The organism is Rhodococcus sp. WAY2, assembly GCF_009859915.1.
GTDB lineage: Bacteria > Actinomycetota > Actinomycetes > Mycobacteriales > Mycobacteriaceae > Rhodococcus_F > Rhodococcus_F oxybenzonivorans.
Genome location: NZ_CP046573.1, coordinates 164,724 through 189,292 on the forward strand (window position 1 = coordinate 164,724; position 24,569 = coordinate 189,292).

Genomic DNA, 24,569 nt, shown 5'->3' on the forward strand with positions numbered 1-24,569 from the left:
CGCGCCTACGAGGCCGGTTGCGGGTATTGGCAGTCGACGGTGGGGTTCACGCCGGCGTAGTTCAGCGGCCCGGCCACGATGGTGACGGCGATGGTGCCGACGCTGGCGCAGTGGGTCGAGGCGTCATCATAGTATCCGCGTTGCCCGGCGGCGACGGCGCCGATGATCAGCCAGATCAGCACCAGCACGCCGAGTAGGCCGGAGAGCCGGCTTCGGGTTCGCATCGTCTTCTCCTGTCTACGAGGCTCAGTTGGGGATTCGGCGTGCTGCGGCAAGAGCGTCGTCGACCGTGTCGCAGCAGCCCAGCGTGGTGTCCAGGCCAGTTCGGTGCAGTATGTGGCGCACCTGTGGTTGCGCGGCCGTGGTGAGGGTGGCGTTCCGGCGGCGCACTCGGCTCGCGGCGCTGTCGAACAACGCCATACCAGTGCATCCGAGGAACGGCACACGCGTCAGATCGAGGACCAGATCACCGTTGTCGATGGTCACTTTCCGCAGGTACGGCACCAGCACGGGTGCGGTGGTGATGTCGATCTCGCCGCACACAGACAGCACCGCAATACCGTCGGTGCGGTGCTCGATACCGACCTGCAGCATGGGCTCCGTGCTGGCGGTCTTGGACACCGAGTGCGGCCACCCGCGCAGTTCTGGCGCGCATGCTGAAGAAGGTTCGGTGTTCACCAATATTCCGTTCGGTGCGAATCGGTGTGGGGAATCATCGCCCACACATGCAGACCCCCAAGGACACAGGGCTGGGGTACCGCGTGTGTAGATCGTCTCTGCCGTCCACGCTAGTGACCTGTGTCAACGATGGCCAACGCCGAGTGCCCGGTACCGGCGCATGGTTATGTGATTGCAATGCCGAGCCAGCTCTCGGTTCACCGTGGCCGGCGCCGTCCTCACCCCCGTGAGATCCACCGGGCTTCCGGTAAGGGTGCTGTATCGAATAACTGTATCGAGCAACATTTGCTGTGGCGTTCGTATCACCCGTTGCCCGGTTGATAGATCAGGGAATTAGGAACCCGGTGTGTGGTTTGGGGGCGTACTAACCCCGACGATGGCGTCGACCTTCACCGCAATGTCCAACGCGTCACCGTTCGAATGCAAAATCGACGCCGACTGCACCCCCCGATCCACTTCCACAGCCGTGACCCCCTCCGCGAGATGCGTATCCACCCGACTCGGCCACCGTTGGCCGGGTCGATAAGGAGTACGTGCTCCCCGCAGTTCGGCAATCCGGTCCCTCGACACCACGAATTGGTGCTTACCCGAAACATGCACAGGTATACAGTCCAGATTCACCTGCACTAACACCAAATTGAGAAACTGACCGATCGTGCGAACCTACGATCTGTAGGATCCACTGCTCGGTGTCATCAGCTGTGCATCCGACTGCAGGTTCGTAATGTCTTGTCACTGAGAAATTCTCACGAACTTGTCGGAGTCTTCGGGTCGAGGTTTGGCATGTTTACTCCACCATATGGGTACTGGGTCTGGCGGCTCTACCTCGAGGGCGAGCCCTGACGCGAGTCTGCGCCGCTCACGGCCCGCTGTGTGGGCCGCCGGTCAGGCGGCGGCACCGGTGGCCGGCAACAGCCGATGCAGCACGTCGGTGAGGGTGATCAGCCCGGTCACGTCACCTTCGTCATCGAGGACAAGTGCGAGGTGGCTGCGCGTCTCGCGCATGGCGGCCAGCGCCTCGTACACCGGGGTGTCGGCGGGCAGGGTGAGCACCGAGCGCATCAACGCCCGTGCCGTGTACGACGACGGTGCCTGCAGGCTGTCGCGCACGTGCACGACGCCCTCGACCCCGGTATCGCCGCGCACCAGCAGCCGCAGGTGCCCGCTGCGCTGTCCGGCCGCGCGGACCTCGCCGGCCGTCGCCTCCGGCGGGACACTACTCGGCGTCGGATTCGGCCGGACCATCTCGCCGACGGTCAGGGCCTCGAGTTCGAGTGCGCTGGTCAGCTGCCCGTGGTAGCGCTCATCGAGGGTGCCGACGGTCGCGGAATGCTCCACCAGGTGGCGCAGTGCGTCGGAATCCTGACCGGAGCCGACCTGGTCGACCGGCTGCACCCCGACCTTGAGCAGGCACCAGTTCGCCATCTGATTCAGCGCGTGCAGCACCGGCCGCGTCAGCCACATGAAGCCGCGCATCGGGATCGCCAGCATCGTCGCCGACTTCTCCGGATGCGCGATCGCCCACGACTTCGGTGCCATTTCCCCGACGACCAGGTGCAAGAAGGTGACGATGATCAGGGCGAGGACAAAACCGGCGACGTCGGCGAGCCACAGCGGTGCCCCCCACCCGGCGAAGGCGGGGGTGAGCCAGTGGTGGACGGCGGGTTTGGTCACCGCACCCAGGGCGAGGGTGCACACGGTGATCCCGAGCTGGGAGCCGGCCAACAGCACCGACAACTCCGAGGCGCTGCGCAGGGCAGCCCGCGCGGCCTTACTGTCGGGGGCGGCGTCCTCGAGGCGGTGCCGGCGGGCCGCGATCAACGCGAACTCGATCGCGACGAAGAAGGCGCTCCCGCCGATCAGTGCGATGGTGACGACCACGATGACCCAGGGATTACTCATGCCCGGCTCCTGCCTGCGCGGTGACGAGGGTGACGAACAGCAACGACGGAACGTGCTTGTCGATGGCGCGAACCTCGGCGATCAGGTGACGGTTCGGCGGTTCGCTCTCGTGCACCAGCTCCCCCGGATCAGGGGCCAGCCGGAGGGTGACGCGGTCACCGATGGCCGGAAGGCCACCGAATTCGGTGATGACGGCACCGGCGAGGGTTTCGACCTCCCCCTCGGGCAGTCGGTGATCGAGGAGGCGTTCGACTTCGTCGATATGCAGATCGCCGGGCATGAGCCAGCCGTCGGCCGGCGAGCCGGCCGCCGCGGCGGCGAGGACTGGGTCGTGTTCGTCGGCGATCTCGCCGACGAGTTCTTCGGCGATGTCCTCGACGGTGACGATTCCGGCGAAGCCACCGTACTCGTCGATGACCAGCGCCATCTCGTCTCCGACGGTGGACAGTTGGGCCAGCACGTCGGGCAGCGGCAGCGACGTCGGCACGACAACCGCACCACGGGAGCGGGACTGTGCTGTGCCCTGCGCCGGCTCGGTGAGCAGATCATGCAGGTGGATCACACCCCGCAGGTCGTCGGTGGAGGAGCCGACCACCGGGTACCGGGTGTGCCCCGAACCCATCTTCTGAAGCACCGCGGCGACCGGGTCGTCGAGATGGACGGTGTCGACATGCGCCCGCGGGATCATGGCGTGCTCCGCGGTGCGGGTGGGGAAGTCCAGAATCCGATCCAGCAGCGTGGACAACTCCGGCGGCAGTTCCCCGGCATCGCGGGACTGCGCGACAATGTGCTCGAGGTCACGGGGGGTCGCCGAGTGCTCGACGTCGTGGACCGGCTCGATCCGCAGCGCCCGCAGCAGCAGGTTCGAGGACTGGTCGAACAACCAGATCAACCACCCGAACAACCGCAGGTAGAGGGTGGTCGACAGTGCCAGCCACCGGGCGACCGGTTCGGGGCGGGCGATGGCCAGGTTCTTCGGGAACAGCTCTCCGAAGAGCATCTGGACGAAGGTGGAAAACAGGACCGCCAGGACGGCGCCGACTCCGATTCCGACCGCGGTCGGCACCCCGACGCCGCCGAGGAGTTCCCCGAGGCCCCGCCCGATCAGCGGTTCGGCCACATACCCCACCAGCAGCCCGGTGACCGTGATACCCAGCTGGGCACCCGACAGCATGAACGAGGTGCGGCGGGTCACCGTCAGGGCGCGGGCCGCCCCGGTATCCCCGGCCTCGGCGCGCGCCTTCAACCGGGAGCGGTCCACCGACATATAGGCGAATTCCTGGGCAACGAAGTACCCGGTCACCGCGGTAATGGCGACTACGACGAGGACACCGAACGCGATGCCCAGAACGGTCACCATCTGCTTGTCCGCAACCGGGATCGGTGGCTGCGGTCAGCACGGGGCGGGCGGGGTCTTCGAGGTGTGCGCGAAGCGCTGCTCATAACTCTCTCTACAACTCGGCAACAAGAGGTGTTCACCAGATACGACGAACACTGCAATGGTAAAGGTTCCCTTTACCATTGCAGTGCCCCATCCCCGGCGCGGCAACAAGGCCGCCACCCCGGCCCTCGCGGGCGACACGTGGCGGACACCGATCAGTCGAATCGTTCCGAGGGGATCTGCGAGCCGACACCTGTGCGCGACGGTAGAGATCGTGAAGTCGGTCAGAAGAGGCACGACATCAAACCCGATCGTGGTGCATCTAAGTCCGGATAGCGATCGCTGATCGGTTCTCTCAACGGCTGCCAGGGCGTTCTGGGCGGAAGTACTCCTCAGGCGTAACCTCGGGCGGAATCCTGGGAGCCTTGTGGTCAGGGTCGTCGTCGAGGGTGATCGTCAATGACGTGCTGAACGCACCGGTGTTAGGACTCTGGGGGCGGCGATACGGTTCGTCGCCGACGTACCATGCGCCGCTAGCGACGAAGTCGTAGCCTCCTGAACTCCCTCCCCAGGTAGGCGTTCCCATTCGAAGAACACTTGACGACCAAGATCCAAGCCCATGCAAGTCTTCGTCGACGGCGTCGTCGCGTGTATCCAGCAACCACCGGGCGTCTCGGCGGAGTCGATGACGCCCCAGCCCTCGTCGAGATTCCAGCTACGAACGGTTCCGATCGTCGGAGACATAAGTCGATACTGCATCACCACCACGAAACGTTCACTTGCCGATTTTCTACTCGGCCGGCGGCGGTGACGGAGTGATCCCGGTGATGGATCCGTCACTGGTCAGTATTGGCGGGCGGACGAGTTCGAGACGGCGAGCCGCGCTGACCGACTGGACCACCTGGGGTAGCGGCTCCCCTGTGTTCCACCACGCTCGACGCGGTCCTCACCTGGATTCGCCACCCCGGCGATCGCCGAAGACTGGTGTCGGAAAACGTCATATTCCGGGCCTTGTCGACACATCCTGAACAGCTCCGCACGTGTCTCCCGCCCGGACAACCGCCCGTCAGCCAGGCCCCCTTGACAACCAATCATGGTGTAAGCGAAGACTTACCGTTCGTAGACACTTACCAAGCTGGAGACGAATGGGGTGCACTCGCCGACCGCATGAGGCGCACGATCCTCGCGCGCCTGGCCGAGGGACCGTGCGCGGTCGGCGAACTCGCCCGCGAGCTGCCGATCAGCCGACCGGCGGTCTCGCAACACCTGAAGGTGCTCAAGGACGCCGGGCTGGTCCGTGACCGGGCCGTAGGCACCCGACGCATCTATCACCTCGACCCGGCCGGGATCAGCGTGCTGCGCACGCAGCTCGACCGGTTCTGGGCACAGGCCCTGACCGCGTACAAGGACGCGGTCGAACAACCCGCAGGAGAGGTCATGACACAGACACACGCCGAACCGGTGCAGCAGCAGATCGTGGTGAACGCAGGTTTGGAGCGCGCGTTCGCGCTGTTCGTCGAGCGATTCGATGCGATCAAGCCGCGTGAGCACAACATCATGGGGGTTCCGATCGCCGAGACCGTGTTCGAACCCCGGGTGGGCGGTCACATTTACGATCGCGGGGTGGACGGCAGCGAGTGCCGGTGGGCGCGGGTGCTCGCCTATGAGCCGCCGAACCGGGTGGTGTTCAGTTGGGACATCAACGGGCACTGGCAGATCGAGACGGATCCGGACAAGACCAGTGAGGTGGAGGTCCGGTTCATTGCCGAATCCGATCATCGCACCCGGGTCGAGCTCGAGCACCGTAACCTTCAGCGCCACGGCGAGGGTTGGGAAGCGGTCCGCGATGGTGTCGGGCACGACGCCGGGTGGCCGCTCTACCTGCAGCGTTACCTCGAGGTCGTCGCGAACGAGCGGTCCTGATGGCGCCGATCACGACCAGCATCGAGGTCGACCGCCCACCGGGGCAGGTGTTCGCCTTTCGTCACCGACCCGACTCGCTTCGCCCGGTGGCAGAAGGGTGTCGTTAGCGGCCACATGGACGGCGATGGGACCCCGCGGGTCGGCGGGGAATGCCTCACCACCCGCCGCATCATCGGGTTCGCCGAACGGTCGGTCACGTCCGAACTGACGCATGTCGATCCGCCCCGCGCCTGGGGTGTGCACGGGGTCGACTGCCCGATTCGGGCGGTCGTGGATGTGACCGTCGATCCGCTCGACTCGGGGCACCGCTCACGGGTGACGATCGCGGTGGACTTCGAGGGGCACGGGATCGGGAAGGTTCTCGTGCCACTGGCGGTGCGTCCACGGGCCCGCAAGGAGATGCCACGTAACCTGGCCATGCTCGGGCAGCGCCTGGAAGCGCAACCGGCACAGCAGAACTAGACGCCGCACCTCCTCGCCACCCGGAGATGGGGCTCATCCTCGCGGGGTGCGCGGGGTGTTCGTGCGGATGGGTGTGGGGTGGGTTTCGTACATGCGGACCGCGACGGCCACGGCGGCGGCGGTGCTGACCGCGGCGGCGCCCCACACTGCGGCGTGCATGCCCAGCAGGTCGGCGACGATACCGCCCAGGATGGCGCCGACGGCGTAGCCGCTGTCGCGCCAGACCCGGTAGATCCCGACGGCGCGCCCACGCCAGGCGGGGTGGGCGACGTCCCCGATCACGGCGAGGAGGGTGGGATAGACCATGGCGGTGCCGGCCCCGAGCAGCACCGTGCCGGTAGCCCACCCGAGGAAGCCGTGGGAGGCGGCGATCAGCGCCAAAGCTGCGGCTTGCAGGAACATTCCGGCGGTGATCAGGTGCTTGCGGCCGATCAGGTCCGAGAGGGCACCGGTGACCAATTGTCCGGCGCCCCATACCCCGGGATAGAGGGCGAACAGCAACCCGATTTGCCCGGCGCTGAGGTCGGCGGTGGCGAACAGCAGCGGGAACAGGCCCCAGGAAAGCCCGAAGTTGAGGTTGTTGACCAGACCCGCCTGGCTCGCCGAGGACAGGGCGGGCTCGGTAAAACTGGTGGCCACGGCGATCTGCCGGTCGGTCAGGTCCGCGTGCAGGTGATCGTGCGCACCGTCCGCGCGGGGGGTGTGCTGCGCGGCTTCCAGTCGCGCGTAGTCGCGGGTCTCGTGGATGAACACCCCGGACAGCAGCAGCGCGAGGGCGGTGTAGGCGAGTCCGAGCAGGAACGGGGCGGGCCGTAGCCCGTACTGCTCGGCGAGGTAGCCGGCCAGCAGTGAGCTGACGGCGACGGCGCCGTAGCCGGCGGCCTCGTTCAGGCCCATCGCCAGGCCGCGGCGGGCGGGCCCGACCAGGTCGATCTTCATCACCACGGTGGTCGACCAGGTCAGGCCCTGGTTGATACCCAACAGCACGTTGGCGGCGACGACCCACCACCAGTTGGGGGCGGCGATGAGCATCAACGGGACGGGGATGGCGAACAGCCAGCCCACCAGCAGCACCGGCTTGCGGCCGAACCGATCCGACCACGTTCCGGCGAAGTAGTTGGCGGCGGCCTTGGTGAGCCCGAACGCGGCGACATAGGTGAAGATGAATGTGTAACCGGTGAGGGCGAATTCGTTCGCGGCGAGGAGCGGCAGCACGGTCTGCTGTTGGCCGACCATGCCGCCGACGAGGGCGTTGACGGCGACGAGCAGGCCGAACTGGGCAAGGTTGGCGCCCAGGCCGAGCCGGATCGGCCTGGGCGCGACGGTGCTCAGGTGCCGGTCTCTGCTCATGCGCCGGTGGCGAGGGTGCGGCCGGTGGCGGCGGCCCAGTCGTCGGGTCCGCCCTCGAGCACGGGGGTTCCCCCCTGAATGAGGACATCGTGAACACTGGGTCGTGAGGGCCCAGAGGAAGAGATGTCACCAATGGTCATGAAGGCGTACTCGGCGGAGTTCAAGGCCGATGCCGTCGCACTGTATCTGTCCGATCCGAGCCACACCTTCGACGGCATCGGCAACGACCTGGGAGTCAGCCGCGAGACTCTGCGCAACTGGGTCCGCGCGGAACGCAAACGCACCGGTATCTCCACGGCTGAGCTGCGGGCCAATGGGGCGGCGCGGCCGGCATCGCGGGCAGGCGAGGTATCGTCCGAGTCCGTGTTGGAGGAAGAAAACAAGCAGCTTAAGGCCCAGATCCGGAAGCTCGAAACCGAACGGGAGATCCTGCGCAGGGCCGCGAAATATTTCGCGGGCGAGACCAACTGGTGAGCCGCTTCCAGTTCGTCGACGACCACCGCGACACCGCTCCGGTGAAGTGGCTGTGCCAGATCCTCGAGGTGTCCCGGTCCGGCTTCTACCGGTGGCTTGCCGCCGCACCGGCCCGTGCTGAACGCGCCCACGCCGACGAGGAGCTCGCGACGCGCATCCGCGCCATCCACGACGACTTCGATGGCACCTACGGGGCCCCACGCATCACGGCCGAGCTGCGCGATGTCGGGATCGAGGTCAATCACAAGCGGGTGGAACGGGTGATGCGCGAGAACGGAATCGTCGGGGTGCACCTGCGCAAGACGGTCCGCACCACGGTCCCCGAACCCTCCGCGACTCCGGTGCCGGACCTGATCCGGCGCGATTTCACCGCGAGCGCACCGAACACCAAGTACGTCGGGGACATCACCTACCTTCCGGTCGGTGACGGGCAATTCCTGTACCTGGCAACAGTATTGGATCTGAACTCGAAACGGCTGGCGGGTTGGTCGATCGCCCCACACATGCGCACCGAGCTGGTCACTGACGCGCTGCGGGCGGCGGCCGCCGCCCGTGGTGCCACCGGTCTCGACGGGGCAATATTTCACAGCGACAACGGCGCCCAATACGTCTCGCAGAACTTCGCGGATGTTTGCCGCGAGCTGGGAGTGACCCGGTCGCGAGGCGCGGTCGGAACGTCAGCGGACAACGCCGCCGCCGAATCGTTCAACGCGACGTTGAAACGGGAGACGCTCCAGGGCCGGAAGCGCTGGAACAGCGCGGGTGAGGCCCGCGCCGCCGTCTTCCGTTGGATCACCCGCTACAACACCAGAAGGAGGCACTCCACTCTCGGCCAGATCTGTCCGATCGACTTCGAGCAGCGATCGGCTACGCTGGCCACCGCCGCATAAGAATTGGTGTCCACATCTCGGGGGGAAGCCCCCACCGTCAGGTTCCGGTGCCCGGCGCGTTCGAGCAGGCTGGCGGCGCCCATCGCGCGTTCGCCGTGCCCGCACATCACCACGGTCGGTTCGCGGGGCAGGTCGTCGACCCGGCCAGGGAGGGCGCCGAGTTCGATGTGAACAGCGCCGGGCAGGTGCCCGGCCAGATATTCGGGGCGTTGACGGATATCGAGGACCCGCACGCCCTCGACCGCGTCGGGGCCGGTCAGCGCCGTGGTGGCCACCCCCCGTTCGGCGGCGGTCCACGCGGCGAGACCGCCGTCGAGTTCGCCGATCATAGTGTCGTACCCGATTTTCAGTCCCTGCCAAACGATCTCGGCCACGTCCTGATCTGGGTCGCGGACGATGATCAGGGGCCGGTCGGTCGGGGCGAGCCAGCCCAGCCAGCTCGCGAAGACCGGCCGCAGCGGGATCGAGAGGGCACCGGGGATGTGGGCGGCGGCGAACCGAGCCAGTGGGCGCACGTCAATCAGGGCGGCGCCCTCGGCCAACAAGGTCCGGACGGTGTCGACGGTCAGGGACGGCAGCACCGGTTCCCGGTCGAGCAGCGGTGGGCCGACCCGGTTGATCTCCCCGAGCCGGCGGAAGTACGGCGGATAGCTGCCCAGCGACCCCAGCAGCTGGTGCACGAACGCGTCCTCGTCCCGGGCGGCGAGCAATGGGTTCGTGGCGCGCTCGCGGGCGATGGTGCTGGTGCGGTCGGTGCCGGGTTGGGCCGAGCAGAACGAGCCCGCCCCATGCGTGGGCCAGACCGCGACGTCGCCGGGCAGTGCGACGAGCCGTTGCAGGGAGGCGTACTGGGCGCGGGTGAGGGCCTCGGTGCGCTCCGGGGAGATCAGGTCGGTGCGGGCGGCGGAGCCGACCAGCAGTGACCCGCCGGTGAACACCCCCACCTCCTTCTCGCCGTCGAGCAGCAGGAAGCACAAATGTTCGTGGGTGTGCCCGGGCGTCATCAGCGCCCGCAGCCGCAACCCGCCCAGATCCACCTCGTCACCGTCGCGCAACCCGGTGTGCGGGAACTCCCGGTCCCCGGCCGCCGAGGCCAGCACCCGCGTCCCCCCGGTGGCGCCGAGTTGATGTGCACCGGAAAGGAAGTCGGCGTGCAGGTGGGTGTCGGCGGCGAACGCGACGGTCACCCCGCGGCGGTCGGCCGCGGCATGCACCGCCCGAAGATCCCGGCTGACGTCGACTGCCAATGCCCGCCCGTCCCCCAGATCCACCAGATACGCGGAATTGCCGAGCCCCTCGTCGACGAGCGGCACCAGATCGATCCCGGCCATGGCCATCTCCCTGCCTCGGCTTCGCGGACATCCCGGGCGGAACATCCGATCCATGTTCTACACTATTCCAAAGATGATTGGAGAATGCTATGGGTGATCGGATGGCAAAGACGGAACTGTTCGACCAATTCGCCCGGGTCGGCAAGGCCCTGGGCAGCGGCAAACGACTCGAACTGCTCGATCTGCTCGCCCAGGGCGAACGCACCGTCGACTCCCTCGCCCGCGCCTGCGAGCTGGGGCTGACCACCGCGTCCGCGCATCTGCAGACCCTCAAGCAGGCCAACCTGGTCGCCACCCGGCGTGAGGGCACCAAGGTGTTCTACCGGCTCGCCGGAGTGGATGTGGCGCAGCTGTTCGCGCTGGTTCGCACGGTCGCCAACGACCACCTGCCCGATGTCGAGGCCGCCGCCGCCGCGTATCTCGGCCCCGCCGACACCGACCACGTCAGCAAGGACCAGCTGCTCGAGCGGGCCAGGACCGGGCAGGTGACGGTGCTCGACGTGCGCCCCCGCGAGGAATACGAGGCCGGGCACATCCCCGGCGCGATGTCGATACCGTTGGACGAGTTGGCCGATCACCTCGCCGAGCTGCCCGAAGATCAGGAGATCGTCGCCTACTGCCGCGGCGCCTACTGCGTGCTCGCCCACGACGCGGTCCGACTGCTGACCGGCCACGGCCGGGCCGCCTCGCGGCTGACCGACGGCATGCTCGAGTGGCGACTGGCCGCCCTGCCGGTCGACTCCCTGACCTGACCAACCCGCGTCACCGAATCCCCTGTCCCGGAGTCTGTGCGGGCCCACCCCCGAAACCCCGAGGTGATCGATGAGTTCGCAGCAGATCCCGCAGCAGCGCCGCACGCTCGCGGTCCTGGTCGGCGCCCAAGTGCTCAGCGGCGCCGGGCTCGCCGCCGGCATCACGGTCGGGGCGCTGCTCGCCCAGGACATGCTCGAGACCACCGGCCTCGCCGGGCTGCCCAGCGCCATGTTCACCATCGGCTCCGCCGCAGCCGCGGTCACCGTCGGACGCATCTCGCAACGCCTCGGCCGGCGGACGGGCCTGGCCCTCGGGTACGCGGCCGGCGCCCTCGGCAGCCTGGGCGTGGTGGCGGCCGCCGTCATTGACAACCTCGCCCTGCTGTTTATCGCCCTGTTCGTGTACGGCGCGGGCACCGCGACCAACCTGCAAGCCCGGTACGCCGGAGCGGATCTGGCGAGCGCGCATCACCGCGGCCGCGCGGTGAGCACGGTGCTGGTCGCCACCACCGTCGGTGCCGTCGTCGGCCCGAACCTGGTGACCGTGATGGGCAATCTAGCCACCCGGTGGGGCATCCCGGCGCTGTCCGGGCCGTTCCTGCTCTCCGCCGCCGCCTACGCGCTCGCCGCGCTGGTGCTCTGGGTGCTGCTGCGCCCGGACCCGCTGCTGCTGGCACGGACCCTGGCCGCCGACGAAATCGCCCCGGCCGCCCACGAGACCGCCCCGGCGGCGGCGCGGACCTGGTCCCCGGCGGTGGTGCTCGGGGCCACGGTGATGGTGGTGACCCAGCTGGTGATGGTCGCGATCATGACGATGACCCCGATCCACATGCAGCACCACGGACACAGCGTCGGCGCCGCCGGGATGGTCATCGCCGTCCACGTCGGCGCCATGTACCTCCCGTCCCCGCTGTCCGGGCTGCTCGTCGACCGTCTCGGGCCGCGGCCGGTCGCCGCCGCCGCGGCGCTCACCCTGCTCGCCGCCGGCATCACCGCGGCCACGGTGCCCGCCTCGTCGGTGCCCGGTCTTGCTCTTGCCCTCGGCCTGCTCGGCCTCGGCTGGAACCTCGGACTGGTCAGCGGCACCACGATCATCACCGACGAAGTCCCGCTGGCCACCCGGGCCCGCACCCAGGGCACCGTCGACCTGTGTATCGCAGTCGCCGGCGCCGGCGGCGGTCTGACCTCCGGAATGATCGTCGCGGCCACCGACTACACCGTCCTCGCCGTCACCGGTGGGGTGATCGCGCTGAGCATCGTGCCCGCCCTCGCCCTATCGGCCAGAGTGAAGGCGAAGACTGGGTCAGCACCGTCACCGGCGAACGAAACGGTCACCCACGAACTTCGATAGACCTGTCCACGAACATTTCCGATCTGTGCGCCAAGCGGATCGAAAGATTATCCGCTAGTCGACATGGCTCGTTCCCGGACTCGAGGATCGCCGGGTTCAACCCGGCGTGCGCGGAGGTGGTGGGGCCGGACTGGCTCCTACCGACGACGTCACGTTGTAGTTCTTCAATTCAGTTGTCCCCCAGGCGTCGGGTGATGGAATCGGTCGTGCGGTGGTTGGGGCTGCTGGCGGCGCCGATCAGGGCGGCGACCACGGCGGGCGGCGGCGAGGATCAGGTAGGTGTGGGCGTAGCTGCCCGTCCACGCCGACAACGCGGTCCCGACGTGTGCGGCGCCAGATTTGGCCGTCGCGTTCAGCTGCGCCCAGGCCGGCCCGATTCTCGAGTCATGTGCTGTGGTCGGCGCGGTCCATCACTCGGCGAATGTAGAGCAGCTTGTCACCGGCCTCGACAACATCGACTTCCGCCGTGCCGGCGCGGAGCAAGCGGCCGTCACGGACCACCCCGAGCACGATGTCCGGCAGATACCGCGGCGAACCACCGATCTCGTCCCGCTCGACGATGCGTTCAGCGATAGCGAGCCCCGATTCCGGGCCGCCCTCGCCGAGGGCATGCCGTGGGGGCAGGTCGCCAGCCGGCTCGGTGTGCTGCCACTTCTGGCCTCCGGCAGCCCACCCACGGATCCGAGACCGGCAGGATGCCATCGGCGGCCCACGAGAACCCTGGGGAACAGCGTAGCCACGCGGGTGAGAAGACCGTCACGGACGACCCCACCCGATCTCGCCCACAAACCTGAATCCGGCCGTACGTGTTGATGGGTGTCACTTCTCGGCGTCTCCGACCTGCCGGTTATCAACGTCGTGTCAGGGCGTGAATCTCACGAACTTGTCGCAATCCTCAGCCGGTTTCGCTCCATCCCGTAAGGGACGATCCCCGAGCGGCGAGGAACTGACGTCGGCGGGGCGGTTCTGCTGGGGCCGGAAAGACACCCATCTACGTAGGGTTTCCGAATCCGGGAATCTCGAGCCTAGCGGCGAACCACTGGCAGACCGCCAGCGCGTAGAGGTCGGGCGCCTCGACGGGAAGCAGGTGGCCAACGCCATCGATGGGTCGGGGTGTCCAGCCCGGCCGTCGGGCGTGCTGGATGAGCGAGATGGGGTCGACAAGGTGATCGTCCCTTCCCCACAGCACAAGTACAGGCACCCGCACGGAATCGAGCGCCTCGTTCGTCGACCTCTGCGTAATGAACATGGCCTTGACGATCGACGCGAACGCCGTGGCCGTGCCCGGGAGCCGTTCCGGGTGCTCGCGGGCCACTTCGAGGCCCTCGCGCCACAGGTCGACCTGCTCCGGTGAGACACGGCCCGGGTCTCCCCCGATAAGGTCGGTCCGGCCACCTGAGATCGAGCCCGCGTCTTCGAGAGCGGTGCGCTTGACGTCCAGAATGCGCCGGCCCGCCATTCGCAACACCATGCGTGTCGTTGGCGGACCCGCTGCGACGACGAGGCGCCCCAACGTCTGCCACCCGAGCGCCTCGGCTAGGGACGTCCGGCGCCACGGCAGCGCCGGGCCCACCAAGACGACTCCCAGCGTATTCTCGGGCATCATCGTGGCGGCCAGCGCCGCCACCAGGCCGGTAGACCAGCCGTGCAACACCACGTGCCCCTTGAGGCGGAGCTGCCGAACGAAGGCCGACACGAAGCGAGCGTCCAGGTCCGCGCGTGGCCCATGCCGATACGGATCACCGGTGTGGCCGACGATCCCCCCTGGGAGGTCGACGGAAATCACCGGCCCGAGCCGGCGCAGGTGAGGAACGAGATCGATCCACATGCTTGCGCTGCCGGTCATCGGGGGCACCAGCAGGTGAACTGGTGCGTCGGGAGGCGCGGTCGATGCAGGTTCCCCTCGGACATAGTGCACGGGCACGCCGCACACGCTCGTCGACACGCTGCGCAACCCCGCCCACTGCTGCGACCGGACGCCCCAGTCGTCGCATCGCACGGTGAATCCCTTCCTCCATTCCCATGGTATTCGCTAGTTCCCAACGTATTCGGAGGGGTGGATGAGGGCGACGATGGTCAAAGCCGTCCATGCCTGGAGACACGGATTAAGAAATCACGCCTCGTCGTCGCTCGAAGGGACCACCGTCATCCGGGACTCTCGACCCTTGTCGTGCCCGGTGACTACGAGGTTGTCCATTGCCATTTGAAGCGAGGCACGAGCGGTCGTCGACTTGGGTGCCTCAGCAATGTGGCGGAGCGGCTGGCTGATTCCCTGTCACATTATTGAGGTAACCAGCCGCCGGACGGTGCACCAAAGTTAACTAAACATGTAGGTCATGCCCATGAGACGCCTCATATTGGTGGCAGACGTCCCACACTTGCCTCGGACGCAATGGCAATGCATCAGGTCAACTGACAGAGGACACGAAGAATTTAAGGCGGGCCCTCCTTACCGCTTTTCTGCGCCGCCCCGTGTCACTCATGGTTTGTGAGCACTAGGCCGCGATAATTTCAATTATCGCAGCGTCGGGCCCGAAACTGCACGTCACCGCGTTTTTGCTCTGCAGAGCGTCGGTACGCCGATACCGTGCGCCGGTGACGATCGAACCGGTGAACGAGGCCCTGCACGGCCCGTAACAGCATCCGCGGGGCCTTGCTGCCCGGCGAGGTTGCTGACCCGGATCGCCGGCACCATGCAGCGGTCCGGGCCGAGGACCGCCGCGCCCACACCTCGGATTTGGAGCGTTTTGCTCGTGGTATTTCTCCCACGGGCACACTCCCCGGCCGGCGCACCCGACGGTGGTGGCGTGGTATCCGTTGCGTTGGCGTCTGATTCGTCACGGTTGGTGTCAGCCACGGAGACCTACACCGAGGCCGGCGACCGCGCCTACACGTGAGCGACGCTCTCGCGCTGTGTTGGCGCCTTGGGCATCCCGCCCACAGGGACGCCTTCATGTCCTTGACACGCCGCTAATCGTCGCGGCCCCGTTATAGACGTTGGAGGTGCTCGAGCGCCGCAACACCGCACTGCTGGGACTGTCATGACCAGTTCGAAGCCGTCGGCTGTCGGCGAATCCTCGGTGGCTCTGGCTATCGCGGAAGAGCACGGCGTGGCGTGGCGGTGCAGCGTCAGGGATGCAAGTTAACTTGCAATCCGTAATTCGGCAAGGTAACTTGGAATGATGCATCGGAGCCGGTCATCGCCGCGAGCGCCTACAAGCACGGGATCGACTCCGACGACATGGTGCACGCGTTCAACAACGCGATCACCGCGTTCGATCTCGGCGAGGGTTCATCATGCTCGTCGGACCAGCGCTCGACGCGACGTTGCTGGAGATCGGCTACGTCACCAGCACCGACGCCCACGTGATCGTCCACGCCATGAAGGCCCGACCAAACTACCTGAGGTGATGACTATGCCACGCACAACGAAGGACATCCTCGCGCACGCCGACGAACTCGCGAAGCGGTGCGAGGACTACGAACCCCGCGAGGGGGACCGCCGAGACCCGGCCGCGCTCGCCGAGCTGCGCGCCGCAGTAGTCGCCCGCGCCGAAGCCGAGCGTCAGCTCGTCGACCACATCGTCTCGGCCCGCAAGCGCGGCCTGCCATGGTCGACGATCGGCGCCGAGGTCGGCACATCCGGAGAGGCAGCCCGCCAGAAGTATGGGCCACTGCTCGCATCCTGAACGGATACGTCGATCGCCCGGGCGCAGCGATGTGATCACCCACCGGGGCGGCAACAAAGCAGCCAACCCTCGATCGATACGTCGACTACGACTGACACCGAGCGACCCAGCCCACCATCCTTTCCCCTTCTCCGCCCGGGACATCAACGTCGAGAAGGAATCTCGCCGGACCGGGGCACCTGAATTGCGGGCACCATCGTGTCCTGCCCGATCAAAGGCTCGGCGTCCTCATCGTGACCGCTAGTCCTTCCCCGCGAAACAAACCACCACCAACACCGTCAACATCGTCGGCCGAGTAGGGACACCCCGCAGTGCTGTCCGCACACCATTCCATGGGACCTCACACGAGAACGCCACCCACGTCTGCGGGGTGGCCCGGCGTGTGCCGGCGACCCGCAGGGACAGCAGCCGGTTATCGTCGGATACCTGTAGAGAACCAAGGGGGATCGATCATGGCATCACCGACCACGACCGACATGTCGACGCTGCTGATGATCGATTCCGAGTCTGCCCGGGACCGGGACGACGCCTTCTCGGTCATCCCGCTCGACGGCGGCGGGTGGGCGGTGGAGGTTCATATCGCCGGTGTCGCCGACGTCGTCGAATTGGGGTCGGTGGCTGACGAGCAGGCGTTTCTGCGGGCCGAGACCCGCTATCTGCGCAGCCGCACCATTGCGATGCTCGGCGACACGGCCGAACGGTCGGCGACCCTGACCACCGAAGCCGCGAGGACCAGCCTGCGGGTCACCGGCACCCTCACCCCCGGCGGCCGGCTGGTCGACACCGCCGTCGGCCGCGGGCACATCCCGACGGGCCGATGCGTGGCGGTCGATCACGCCGAGGTGCCGAACATCCTGACCGACCCGGCACATCCGCTCCACGCTCAGTTGGCTGCGGCGGATGCGGCCGCGCAGGTCCTGCTGACCGCCCGGCGTGACGGCGGGGCGCTGGCGTTCTACGACCTCACCCAAGGTTGGGCGAGCAACGAGGACGGCGCCATCGTGGCGATCGCCGCCGAACTGCGGACCGTCGCCTACGTCATCGTGCAGGAGATGATGATCGCCACCAACGAGGCGGTGGCGTTGTGGTGTGTGGAGCGGGGGTTGCCGATCCTGTTCCGCAACCACCGGCCCAACCCGGTTGCCGGCAGCACCGACGAGCTGGTGACCGAGATCGCCGCCGCGGCCGGGGACCCAGATCTGTTCGCGAAACTGCGGGGACGACTGCTGTCGACGTTGCGGGCCGCGACGTACGATCCGACGGTCCACGGCCACTACGGATTACGGTTGAGCGCCTATACCCATGTCACCTCACCGTTGCGGCGGGTGGCTGATCTGATCAACCAGCGGATCATCTTCGCCCACCTCGACCACGCTCCCGCCCCCTACACCCCGGATCAGTTGGCCGCCCTCGGCGGCGACCTGAACCGGCGCACCCGCGCCGCCCGGGAGGCGAAGAAGAATCACTTCAAGCACGCCGATCAACGCATCGTCGCCGAGCAGGCCACCGCCGATCTCACCACCCTCGATTCCCGCACCTTCCACAAGGTGCTCAAATCCGCAGCCACCGGACCGCTTCGGGCCGAAGTCGCCGCCGAGCTCGTCCGCCGTGTCGATGCCGACCTGCTGACCGCCCCGGACGTCGCGGTCCTGATCGATGCCGCCGACCCCAACTGGCATCCCCTCCAACTCCGCGTCATCGACACCCTCGCCGATACCCACCTGGAGATGGGCCCCAGCGTCGCGTCGGTGTGGCGGCAAACCCACCCCGACCAACCGGAACCCACGCTCGAGACCCGCCGGAACGGCGCCGTCCACCACCCACTGTTCGCCGCCCGAGCCACCCACCTCGGCATCCGCGGACCCTGGACCACCGCAACTGCGAAGAAACCGGCCGAACAAGCCGCCCTCTGGGCGGGCTTGCGCGCGCAACTGACCGGCACCGACCACGCCGACGCGGAACCGGACTGGCCCACCACCGCGCCATCCCCGCAGCCCACGTCTCCCCCACCGGCGCCGAAGGATCCCGGTTCCACAACCAGGACGGAACCGCAGGGGACGACCGCCCCGGCCGCCCTGAACCTGGACGGGGCAAAGAAGTCCAAGGCACTGTCCAACCCCACCGCCTGGCTGATGAGCCTCGCCCAGAACAACAATCAGCCTCCGCCCGTATGGGAGTTCCGCACCGACGGACCCGCGCACGCACCCCGCTTCACCGCCACCGTGCACCTCGCCGGCCACACCGCCACCGCGGAGGCGGCCGCGAAAACCGCGGCGAAGACCGCATCGGCCACCGCGCTCGTCGAGGCACTTTTCGGCCGGCGATGATGGCGGCGCGCGGTCTTGTATGTACCGCGGCAACACCGGTCGGGCGCCGGTGCGGCTGAATCGCTGCCGGTTAGTCTCCCGCGGGTAGCCGCCTGAGACGCCTGAGGCGCGCCGATGGAACGGGGACGGCCTTTCGTAGCGGCCCGGAGAAGTACGCCGTCGATCGATCGGAGCATCGACCTCCCGACGCCCGTCGGTCTGAAAACAGATGACGCAGGGACCCGTGCCGGGGTTCGGGCGAGCGCAGGTCGTCGGGCAGGCGGTCGAGACACCGCGGATGCGGGATTTCCGACCGATGTGTCAGGCAGTGTCCGCACCGCGGCGTTGCGGTGACGATGACGACCGACCGGTAGCGCCGACGTCGGCGCTACCGGCCTGATCGAGTGTCTTTGAACCCGTTTAGGTGCCCCTTTTCACCCTCACTCCCCCCGCATCGACAACTTGTTTAGCCCCGTTTACCTGCCACTATGCTGCCACTCCCCCACTCCCCACCAGCAATCGGCGCATCTCGGGAGTATGTGTCCCGGTTCGGTGACGATTACGGTGTCGGTTCTCGTCGGATCTGGCGAGTTCGCAGGCAAACTGTCGGAGTAGTGGCGAGTTCTCATCGAATGTGGCGAGTGGGATGCCTCTCGCGCGAGTGGTCTGCCGCTGACAGGGGTGGTGAGCAGGCCGCACTGCGGGCCCCCCGACCGTTCACAGCGACGACCAGTAGCCAACCGCTTGGCTTCGGCTCAGCCCAGGAGCGCCTGTACGACGTCCGGGCGATTCAGAGCAGCAGCACACCAGGCGAAGTGCCCGTCCCTGCCGCCGGCGTCGTACACGTTTGCGGTGATCAGCGAGTACGCCGCGCGGTAGACCAGAAGTGCCTCACGCGGGTATCCCAGGCGCTCCTCGATTTGTTTGTAGAGGCCGAGTTCGGTGTCCAGGGCGGATTCGCTGTACATATCGAAGATCGAGGCGGCCACGGCGGCGTCGAAGACCGGGTCGCCTTCCGTGGTGAAGAAGCCCCAGTCGAGGACTGCGATCGGGGCTCCGTTGTCGTTCACCAGGATGTTGTCCGGGATCAGGTCGCCGTGGATGACGGAGCGTTGTCCACTGTCGATCTCGCGCAGCCGGCGGCGCAGCGCGTCGATCTTCTTATCGAGTTCCTCGACGGCAGGGTCGAGAACCTGTCGGAATCGGGCGAGGCGGCGCTCGGCCAAGGTCCCGAGAGCCTCCGGGAAGTCCTCGGCCGCGTCGTAGAGCGAGATGTCCTCGTCCATCACTGACAGAGCGCGCCCCTCGGGCAGCGGCCCGCTTTCCGCCAGCTCGGCCAGTACGTCGTCAAAAGTGGACCGGGCCTTGTCGAGGGTGGTCCGACCGGCGTGGAGATGGTTGGTCATGTTCGTGCCGGCCAGTCGCTGCTCGATCGTGACGCAGCGGTCCTCTATGACGTGAACCTCGCGGATGCGAGGGGTCGCAAATCGGAAGGGCTTGCCGGCCAACGTGTCGTAGAAGACCTGATCCCGCTGCAGGGACGCCTCCGACTCGCCGAACCAGATCTTCGCGACTCGATCGTGGTCGATCTCGTACACCAGACCTCACGAACTCGGCTATATGGAACTCGACAAACGCGGCGGCGAACTGCTGTTCCAGTTTCTTACCGAGCGGGGGGAGAAGAATCCCGTGGCCATTGCCAGTAAAGACCTCCATCTCTGGCTGGACCAAGACTTTCACCGACTCAAGGCTTTTGCGCGGTTATCGTCGACCGCCTCACCTGGTGGACATAGGTCAGAATGATCCAATGTCACATTTCGGCGGGCTGGGCCGATATCGAGAGTGTGATCAACCGACGAGGACTCGCCGGCCTAATCGCGCTCGTCCTGCTTCCCGCCGGTTGCGCAGCGCCTGATCAGCTCGGGCCGTCTGGCGGCGGCCAAGTCACCACAATCGAGGTTCCCGGCGCCGACGCGAACGCCAAGGAGGGACCGTGCATGTTCTGTCCGAAGCCCCCGGTCGCGCCACCACCGGTGACACAACCACCCGAGCGTGCCCCCGTTCCGCCGACCATTCCCCGGACGCCGACTATTCCCCCGACGGCGGCACCCCTCCCCGGCATGCCGCGGACTCCCGCGCCAATCGACTCGTGGGAACCAACAGCCGTCACCGATATCCGCATCGAGCGCCACGAAGGCTATGACCGGATCATCTACGGATTCGGCGGCACGGCCGTGCCCAGCTGGCGCGCTGAATACCTCGCCGAAGCCACCCCACGAGGACAGCCGACAGCACTACAGGTCAGGGGCGTATCGATCCTGCAGATCTACTTCTTCGCAACATCCACAGCGACCGACACCGGCGGATACAGCGGCCCTACTCCGCTCACCGATCCCTACGCGCGTGCGGTTACTGAAGTGCACCTGGCCCCTAGCTATCAGAGCCACCCGCACAGCGCTGACCTGAGCACCCAGACGTTCATCGGCACGAGCAGCGACCGGCCGCCTTTCAAAGTTGAAGTGCTGTTCGACCCTCTTGCCATGGCCGTCGACATCTTCGGCTAAATGCGGGCCGTGATTCCTTTCGGAGCACTCCGGCCGGGACCGGAATTCGCCGTTGAATCGCTTCGTCCACTGCGCCCGAGGGAGCTACTGGTGAGGTGACAACATGATCAGATGCATGGTTTCGCCGAATTCGGGTGATGGGCGAGTCGGCGGGAAACGCTCTCGATACCTCGCGCGTAATGATCCGGTCCGCAGCAGCTGACCCGACACACCCGCCGGCCAACCTCGAAGATGCAGAACTTCACCGTCGCGGTCGACCCTCACGTCGCTCGGCGTCTTCCTTCGGTCATCGAGGCGCATATCCATCGTAGACCGAGCAGTCCTCTCCGCTCGACCGGGAACAGACGACTAAACGCATCCCGGATCGGGCTCAACGGCGTGCCCTCTTTCACGGCCCAGGTCTTCCATAGCCGCACTCTGCGCGCATAAATACGCTATATCGATGCGCCATTCCCCGTCCGCTTCCCGCACGAACGGAACCTTCCCTGGATCGGTCTCCACGACCTTTCCATTCGGAAATACGTACTTTATCGTCCTCGTGGCAACTAACCGATTTGGTCCAACTGCAGATACTTCTGTCACCTTATTTGTGACAGTAATCTCCGGCCCGATCCCTCTCGGATCCAACGCCGGTCGAGGAGCAGGCCCTGCGCCGGAGATGCTGTTCCCTCTGGCCTCAGCCGACACGCCAGCGCCGTCCACGGCGTCCAATTTCGAGGCCAGAACACTTGCTTCGGGAAGTTGCGGCGACTCGGTAGGTGGTTGAGCCTGAACCACTACAGCCATGGCGGCCGTGACGGCTAATGCCCCGAGACCAGCGGCGATGCTCTTACGTTTCATCATGGACCGCACCCCTTCTACTTCCTGGACCACACGAACAAGTCGATCTCCGTCATTTAGGCATCTCAACCGCGTGCGGAAGCGAGCTGGCCTCTCGCTCGCAATAATACCAAGTCTTGGTCAATGGCAATAGAACGGATTCCGATACCCTTGGGTGGGATCCCAAAGTAAAGCCCAACAACCGGAGTCGAACCACTGGTAGCGGAAAGCAGCGCCCGGAATGCCGAAGTCCGTACAACATCCCTCATTGGAATCGGGATATTGATATTTGCCCTGCTCATATCCGGCACCAGCCCAGAATTCCCATATCATTCCCCAAATTGAATACGCTTCTTGTTCGTAGTTTCTCCAGTATATGTTTCCACGGGTTCCAAAATGTTGGCGTTTGCCGGAGTTGCCCGGGTTGGTCAATTCATCGGTTGTGGGGCATTGCAGAATTCCGGGGACCTGGTCGTACCTGTTCTTTATGAGACCTTGTACCCAATGCCCGCAGAGGTACTGGTTATTGTGGTGATCTGCGCTTGCTACCGGCGTCACTGATGCATTTATTCCACAGGAAACAAGCAGGACGGTCAACAATGCGAAAATTCGCCGGGCCACGCTTCTTCCGAGACTACTCACGAGTTAGCCCTCCCCAGGTTGATTCCGTCGACACTTTTACCCCAAAACGACCGCACCCCGGAACGAAGGCGCCGCATACCGACCGCCAGCGTCGGTATGAGCACCGAGCCAGGCCCAATCGGAGCAACCGCGCCGAGCCGTTCGTGAAGCGAACCTTATGGGATTCGCTACCGGCGATACGGGAGGCTCGCCAGAATTCGACCGCTGGTTTCTCCAGATTGGGTTTCGCCCAAGCCCGGTTGCCCGGTTGCCGGTAGGACCGGACTCCACCTGAACAAAACACGGCGAGAAGACGATCGTTTGGGACTGCCACTGGGAAGATCCATTGATGGCTCTGACGCAAAAGGGAAGTTGATCTGGCGAGTTCTCGGGCCAGTGGTGGCGGCCGCGCGGGAATGGGAACGGCATCTGGTCGAGATCGAGACCGGGTTGCCTCCGGACGCGGCGGCGGATGCGCGGCCACGTCCGGAATACGACCCGATGACCCAGACGATGGCGGCAAGGGAGAAGGCCAAGGCCGCCGAGTTGACCGCGGCGGGGTCCAAGACCGGCGTCCGCACCGTGCAGCGGATGCGCGCCCGCTACCGCGACCAGGGGCTGTGGGGGCTGGTCGACACCCGCTCCGCCCGGGCCGCGAAGCCAACCGGGCATGTCGACGAGCGGGTGGTCACGGCGGCGGCCACGGTGGTCGCTGCGCAGATCGGGACCTCGACGGGCACCAGGTCGCGGGCGATCCGTCAGATCCGTGAACTGCTCGACGACGAGCACGGTCCGGGTGTGGTGGAGCTGCCGTCGCAGGCAACGTGTTACCGGCTGCTCGAGGTGTTGTCGAAGGGGCGGCACACGTTCGGGTCGGCGGTGACGCGTCGCCAGACCGCGAGCAAGCCGCCCCGGCCCTACACCGCGACGACGGCGGCGCGGCCGGGCGAGCAGGTGCAGTTGGACGCGACCCCGCTGGACGTGATGGCGGTGATGGATGACGGGGTGATCGGCCGCGCGGAGCTCGTGCTGTCGATCGACATCGCGACCCGCACGATCTGTTCGGGGGTGCTGCGGCCGGTCGGGGCGAAGGCAGTCGACGCGGCGTTGCTGCTGGCGCGGGCGACGGTCCCGGAGCCGATGCGTCCGGGGTGGGACCAGGCATTGGCGATGGCGGCGTCGCGGTTCCCGCACCAACGTTTGGTCGCGTTGGACGCGCGGATGGCGATGGCGGCCGCCAAGCCGGTGATCGTGCCCGACACCGTGGTCATCGACCACGGCAAGGTGTTCTTGTCGGAGGTGTTTCTGCGCGCCGCGGACACACTCGGCATCTCGGTGCAGCCGGCCCACCAGCAGACGGCGACCGACAAGTCGATCGTCGAGCGCACCTTCGCCTCGATCAACACCCTGTTCTGTCAACACGTCGCCGGCTACACCGGCCGGGACGTCACCCGCCGGGGCACCGATGTGGTCGAGCGCGCCGTCTGGTCGCTGCCCGAGCTGCAGGAGCTGTTCGACGAGTGGGTCATCTGCGGGTGGCAAACCCGCCCACACGAAGGCCTGCGCCACCCGTTCAACCCCGATCAGGCGACCTCGCCCAACGATGCCTACGCCGCGCTGGTCGCGGCCGCCGGCTACGTCCCGGTCGCGTTGACCGGAGAGGACTACATCGAGTTATTGCCCGCGGACTGGCGGGCGATCACCGACACCGGCATCCAGATCGAGTACCGCACCTACAACAGCGCGGAGTTGCGGCAATGGGCCAGACAGAGCTCCGGTGTCACGGCCAAGGGCGGCCGATGGGAGGTTCACTACGACCCCTACGACGTGTCGCGGGTCTGGGTTCGCAACCACCACGGTCAGGGCTGGATCATCGCGCCGTGGACCCATTACACGGTGGTGGGCCAGCCGTTCGCCGACTTCACCTGGCGGGCCTCCCGCAAGATCGCCCGCGCAGCGCGGTGTCGACGACACCAACGAGATGGCCGTCGCGGTGATCCTCGCGGCGCTGCTGCGCCGCGCGGAAACCGGCCCCGGCGCCGACCGGGTGTTGGCGCGCACCCGCACTGCCCGTGA

General features: G+C 66.6%; 18 protein-coding genes and 4 pseudogenes. 11 read left to right on the forward strand and 11 right to left on the reverse strand.

The genetic code is table 11. From position 1 onward, the window contains the following. Positions 1-5 precede the first annotated feature (5 nt). The 5 genes and pseudogenes from GFS60_RS30785 to GFS60_RS30800 form a co-directional block, all read right to left on the reverse strand. Positions 6-224, reverse strand: coding sequence for a hypothetical protein (locus GFS60_RS30785; RefSeq protein ID WP_159927909.1), 219 nt, complete (start codon positions 222-224; stop codon positions 6-8). 22 nt (positions 225-246) lie between these two features. Then, entirely contained in the window at positions 247-621 is a 375-nt protein-coding gene (locus GFS60_RS30790) for an STAS domain-containing protein (RefSeq protein WP_159927911.1), read from the reverse strand. 423 nt (positions 622-1,044) lie between these two features. After that, positions 1,045-1,248 (reverse strand): annotated as a pseudogene (locus GFS60_RS39400) (hypothetical protein); the annotation flags it as partial. A gap of 315 nt (positions 1,249-1,563) precedes the next feature. After that, a complete protein-coding gene (locus GFS60_RS30795) occupies positions 1,564-2,580 on the reverse strand; it encodes a hemolysin family protein (protein ID WP_159927913.1) in 1,017 nt (338 codons plus the stop codon). Further along, on the reverse strand, positions 2,573-3,940 hold the full coding sequence (locus GFS60_RS30800) for a hemolysin family protein (RefSeq protein ID WP_159927915.1): 1,368 nt from the start codon (positions 3,938-3,940) through the stop codon (positions 2,573-2,575). The genes GFS60_RS30795 and GFS60_RS30800 overlap by 8 nt, the downstream gene beginning before the upstream one ends. Before the next feature lie 1,101 nt (positions 3,941-5,041). On the opposite strand from GFS60_RS30800, the pseudogene GFS60_RS38740 reads away from it, so the two are divergent. From GFS60_RS38740 to GFS60_RS30810, 3 genes and pseudogenes are all read left to right on the forward strand, one after another. Then, positions 5,042-5,380, forward strand: a pseudogene (locus tag GFS60_RS38740) (ArsR/SmtB family transcription factor); the annotation flags it as partial. Positions 5,381-5,398: 18 nt separating this feature from the next. After that, on the forward strand, positions 5,399-5,884 hold the full coding sequence (locus GFS60_RS38745; protein WP_201453702.1) for an SRPBCC family protein: 486 nt from the start codon (positions 5,399-5,401) through the stop codon (positions 5,882-5,884). 114 nt (positions 5,885-5,998) lie between these two features. Beyond that, complete coding sequence (locus GFS60_RS30810) at positions 5,999-6,346, forward strand: SRPBCC family protein (RefSeq protein WP_159927919.1); 348 nt, start codon at positions 5,999-6,001, stop codon at positions 6,344-6,346. A 33-nt stretch (positions 6,347-6,379) separates the two neighbouring features. On the opposite strand, the gene GFS60_RS30815 is transcribed toward GFS60_RS30810, so the two are convergent. Then, the gene (locus GFS60_RS30815; RefSeq protein WP_159927921.1) at positions 6,380-7,696 is read right to left on the reverse strand and encodes an MFS transporter; all 1,317 of its coding nucleotides are present in this window, start codon (positions 7,694-7,696) and stop codon (positions 6,380-6,382) included. Between the two features lie 132 nt (positions 7,697-7,828). Here GFS60_RS30815 and GFS60_RS30825 point away from each other — a divergent pair. After that, positions 7,829-9,060, forward strand: a protein-coding gene (locus tag GFS60_RS30825) for an IS3 family transposase (protein ID WP_159927925.1) whose coding sequence is annotated in 2 segments (ribosomal slippage) — positions 7,829-8,150 and positions 8,150-9,060 — 1,233 coding nt in all. Because the reading frame shifts where the segments join, the coding sequence is not laid out codon by codon here. On the opposite strand, the gene GFS60_RS30830 is transcribed toward GFS60_RS30825, so the two are convergent. Then, entirely contained in the window at positions 8,970-10,391 is a 1,422-nt protein-coding gene (locus GFS60_RS30830; protein ID WP_236603563.1) for an MBL fold metallo-hydrolase, read from the reverse strand. The genes GFS60_RS30825 and GFS60_RS30830 overlap by 91 nt on opposite strands. Before the next feature lie 89 nt (positions 10,392-10,480). On the opposite strand from GFS60_RS30830, the gene GFS60_RS30835 reads away from it, so the two are divergent. Both GFS60_RS30835 and GFS60_RS30840 read left to right on the forward strand, forming a co-directional pair. Then, positions 10,481-11,143, forward strand: a complete 663-nt coding sequence (locus GFS60_RS30835) for an ArsR/SmtB family transcription factor (protein WP_159927927.1) — start codon at positions 10,481-10,483, stop codon at positions 11,141-11,143. 70 nt (positions 11,144-11,213) lie between these two features. Beyond that, a complete protein-coding gene (locus GFS60_RS30840) occupies positions 11,214-12,494 on the forward strand; it encodes an MFS transporter (protein ID WP_159927929.1) in 1,281 nt (426 codons plus the stop codon). Between the two features lie 384 nt (positions 12,495-12,878). Here GFS60_RS30840 and GFS60_RS30845 read toward each other — a convergent pair. Together GFS60_RS30845 and GFS60_RS30850 are read right to left on the reverse strand one after the other, a co-directional pair. Next, positions 12,879-13,085 (reverse strand): annotated as a pseudogene (locus tag GFS60_RS30845) (potassium transporter Kef); the annotation flags it as partial. Between the two features lie 400 nt (positions 13,086-13,485). Next, positions 13,486-14,493: an alpha/beta fold hydrolase gene (locus GFS60_RS30850; protein WP_328799840.1), complete on the reverse strand. Its 1,008-nt coding sequence runs from the start codon at positions 14,491-14,493 to the stop codon at positions 13,486-13,488. A 1,417-nt stretch (positions 14,494-15,910) separates the two neighbouring features. Here GFS60_RS30850 and GFS60_RS30855 point away from each other — a divergent pair. Further along, positions 15,911-16,183: a hypothetical protein gene (locus GFS60_RS30855; RefSeq protein WP_159927933.1), complete on the forward strand. Its 273-nt coding sequence runs from the start codon at positions 15,911-15,913 to the stop codon at positions 16,181-16,183. 452 nt (positions 16,184-16,635) lie between these two features. Continuing rightward, positions 16,636-18,510: an RNB domain-containing ribonuclease gene (locus GFS60_RS30860; protein ID WP_159927935.1), complete on the forward strand. Its 1,875-nt coding sequence runs from the start codon at positions 16,636-16,638 to the stop codon at positions 18,508-18,510. Positions 18,511-19,244: 734 nt separating this feature from the next. Here GFS60_RS30860 and GFS60_RS30865 read toward each other — a convergent pair. Then, complete coding sequence (locus tag GFS60_RS30865; protein WP_159927937.1) at positions 19,245-20,087, reverse strand: phosphotransferase family protein; 843 nt, start codon at positions 20,085-20,087, stop codon at positions 19,245-19,247. 10 nt (positions 20,088-20,097) lie between these two features. Between GFS60_RS30865 and GFS60_RS30870 the strand changes: the two are divergent. Both GFS60_RS30870 and GFS60_RS39405 read left to right on the forward strand, forming a co-directional pair. Next, positions 20,098-20,273, forward strand: a pseudogene (locus GFS60_RS30870) (ATP-binding protein); the annotation flags it as partial. 15 nt (positions 20,274-20,288) lie between these two features. After that, on the forward strand, positions 20,289-21,053 hold the full coding sequence (locus GFS60_RS39405; RefSeq protein ID WP_236603564.1) for an AMIN-like domain-containing (lipo)protein: 765 nt from the start codon (positions 20,289-20,291) through the stop codon (positions 21,051-21,053). A 960-nt stretch (positions 21,054-22,013) separates the two neighbouring features. Here GFS60_RS39405 and GFS60_RS30880 read toward each other — a convergent pair. Next, on the reverse strand, positions 22,014-22,430 hold the full coding sequence (locus GFS60_RS30880; protein ID WP_159927939.1) for a hypothetical protein: 417 nt from the start codon (positions 22,428-22,430) through the stop codon (positions 22,014-22,016). Between the two features lie 435 nt (positions 22,431-22,865). Between GFS60_RS30880 and GFS60_RS30885 the strand changes: the two genes are divergently transcribed. After that, positions 22,866-24,569: a Mu transposase C-terminal domain-containing protein gene (locus GFS60_RS30885; RefSeq protein WP_236603565.1), complete on the forward strand. Its 1,704-nt coding sequence runs from the start codon at positions 22,866-22,868 to the stop codon at positions 24,567-24,569.

What these genes read in the sequence shown, in the direction of transcription:
- GFS60_RS30785 (WP_159927909.1), bottom strand. Translation starts at nt 224, where the DNA reads ATGCGAACCCGAAGCCGGCTCTCCGGCCTACTCGGCGTGCTGGTGCTG.
- GFS60_RS30795 (WP_159927913.1), bottom strand. Translation starts at nt 2,580, where the DNA reads ATGAGTAATCCCTGGGTCATCGTGGTCGTCACCATCGCACTGATCGGC.
- GFS60_RS30800 (WP_159927915.1), bottom strand. Translation starts at nt 3,940, where the DNA reads ATGGTGACCGTTCTGGGCATCGCGTTCGGTGTCCTCGTCGTAGTCGCC.
- GFS60_RS38745 (WP_201453702.1), top strand. Translation starts at nt 5,399, where the DNA reads ATGACACAGACACACGCCGAACCGGTGCAGCAGCAGATCGTGGTGAAC.
- GFS60_RS30810 (WP_159927919.1), top strand. Translation starts at nt 5,999, where the DNA reads ATGGACGGCGATGGGACCCCGCGGGTCGGCGGGGAATGCCTCACCACC.
- GFS60_RS30815 (WP_159927921.1), bottom strand. Translation starts at nt 7,696, where the DNA reads ATGAGCAGAGACCGGCACCTGAGCACCGTCGCGCCCAGGCCGATCCGG.
- GFS60_RS30830 (WP_236603563.1), bottom strand. Translation starts at nt 10,391, where the DNA reads ATGGCCGGGATCGATCTGGTGCCGCTCGTCGACGAGGGGCTCGGCAAT.
- GFS60_RS30835 (WP_159927927.1), top strand. Translation starts at nt 10,481, where the DNA reads ATGGGTGATCGGATGGCAAAGACGGAACTGTTCGACCAATTCGCCCGG.
- GFS60_RS30840 (WP_159927929.1), top strand. Translation starts at nt 11,214, where the DNA reads ATGAGTTCGCAGCAGATCCCGCAGCAGCGCCGCACGCTCGCGGTCCTG.
- GFS60_RS30855 (WP_159927933.1), top strand. Translation starts at nt 15,911, where the DNA reads ATGCCACGCACAACGAAGGACATCCTCGCGCACGCCGACGAACTCGCG.
- GFS60_RS30860 (WP_159927935.1), top strand. Translation starts at nt 16,636, where the DNA reads ATGGCATCACCGACCACGACCGACATGTCGACGCTGCTGATGATCGAT.
- GFS60_RS39405 (WP_236603564.1), top strand. Translation starts at nt 20,289, where the DNA reads ATGATCCAATGTCACATTTCGGCGGGCTGGGCCGATATCGAGAGTGTG.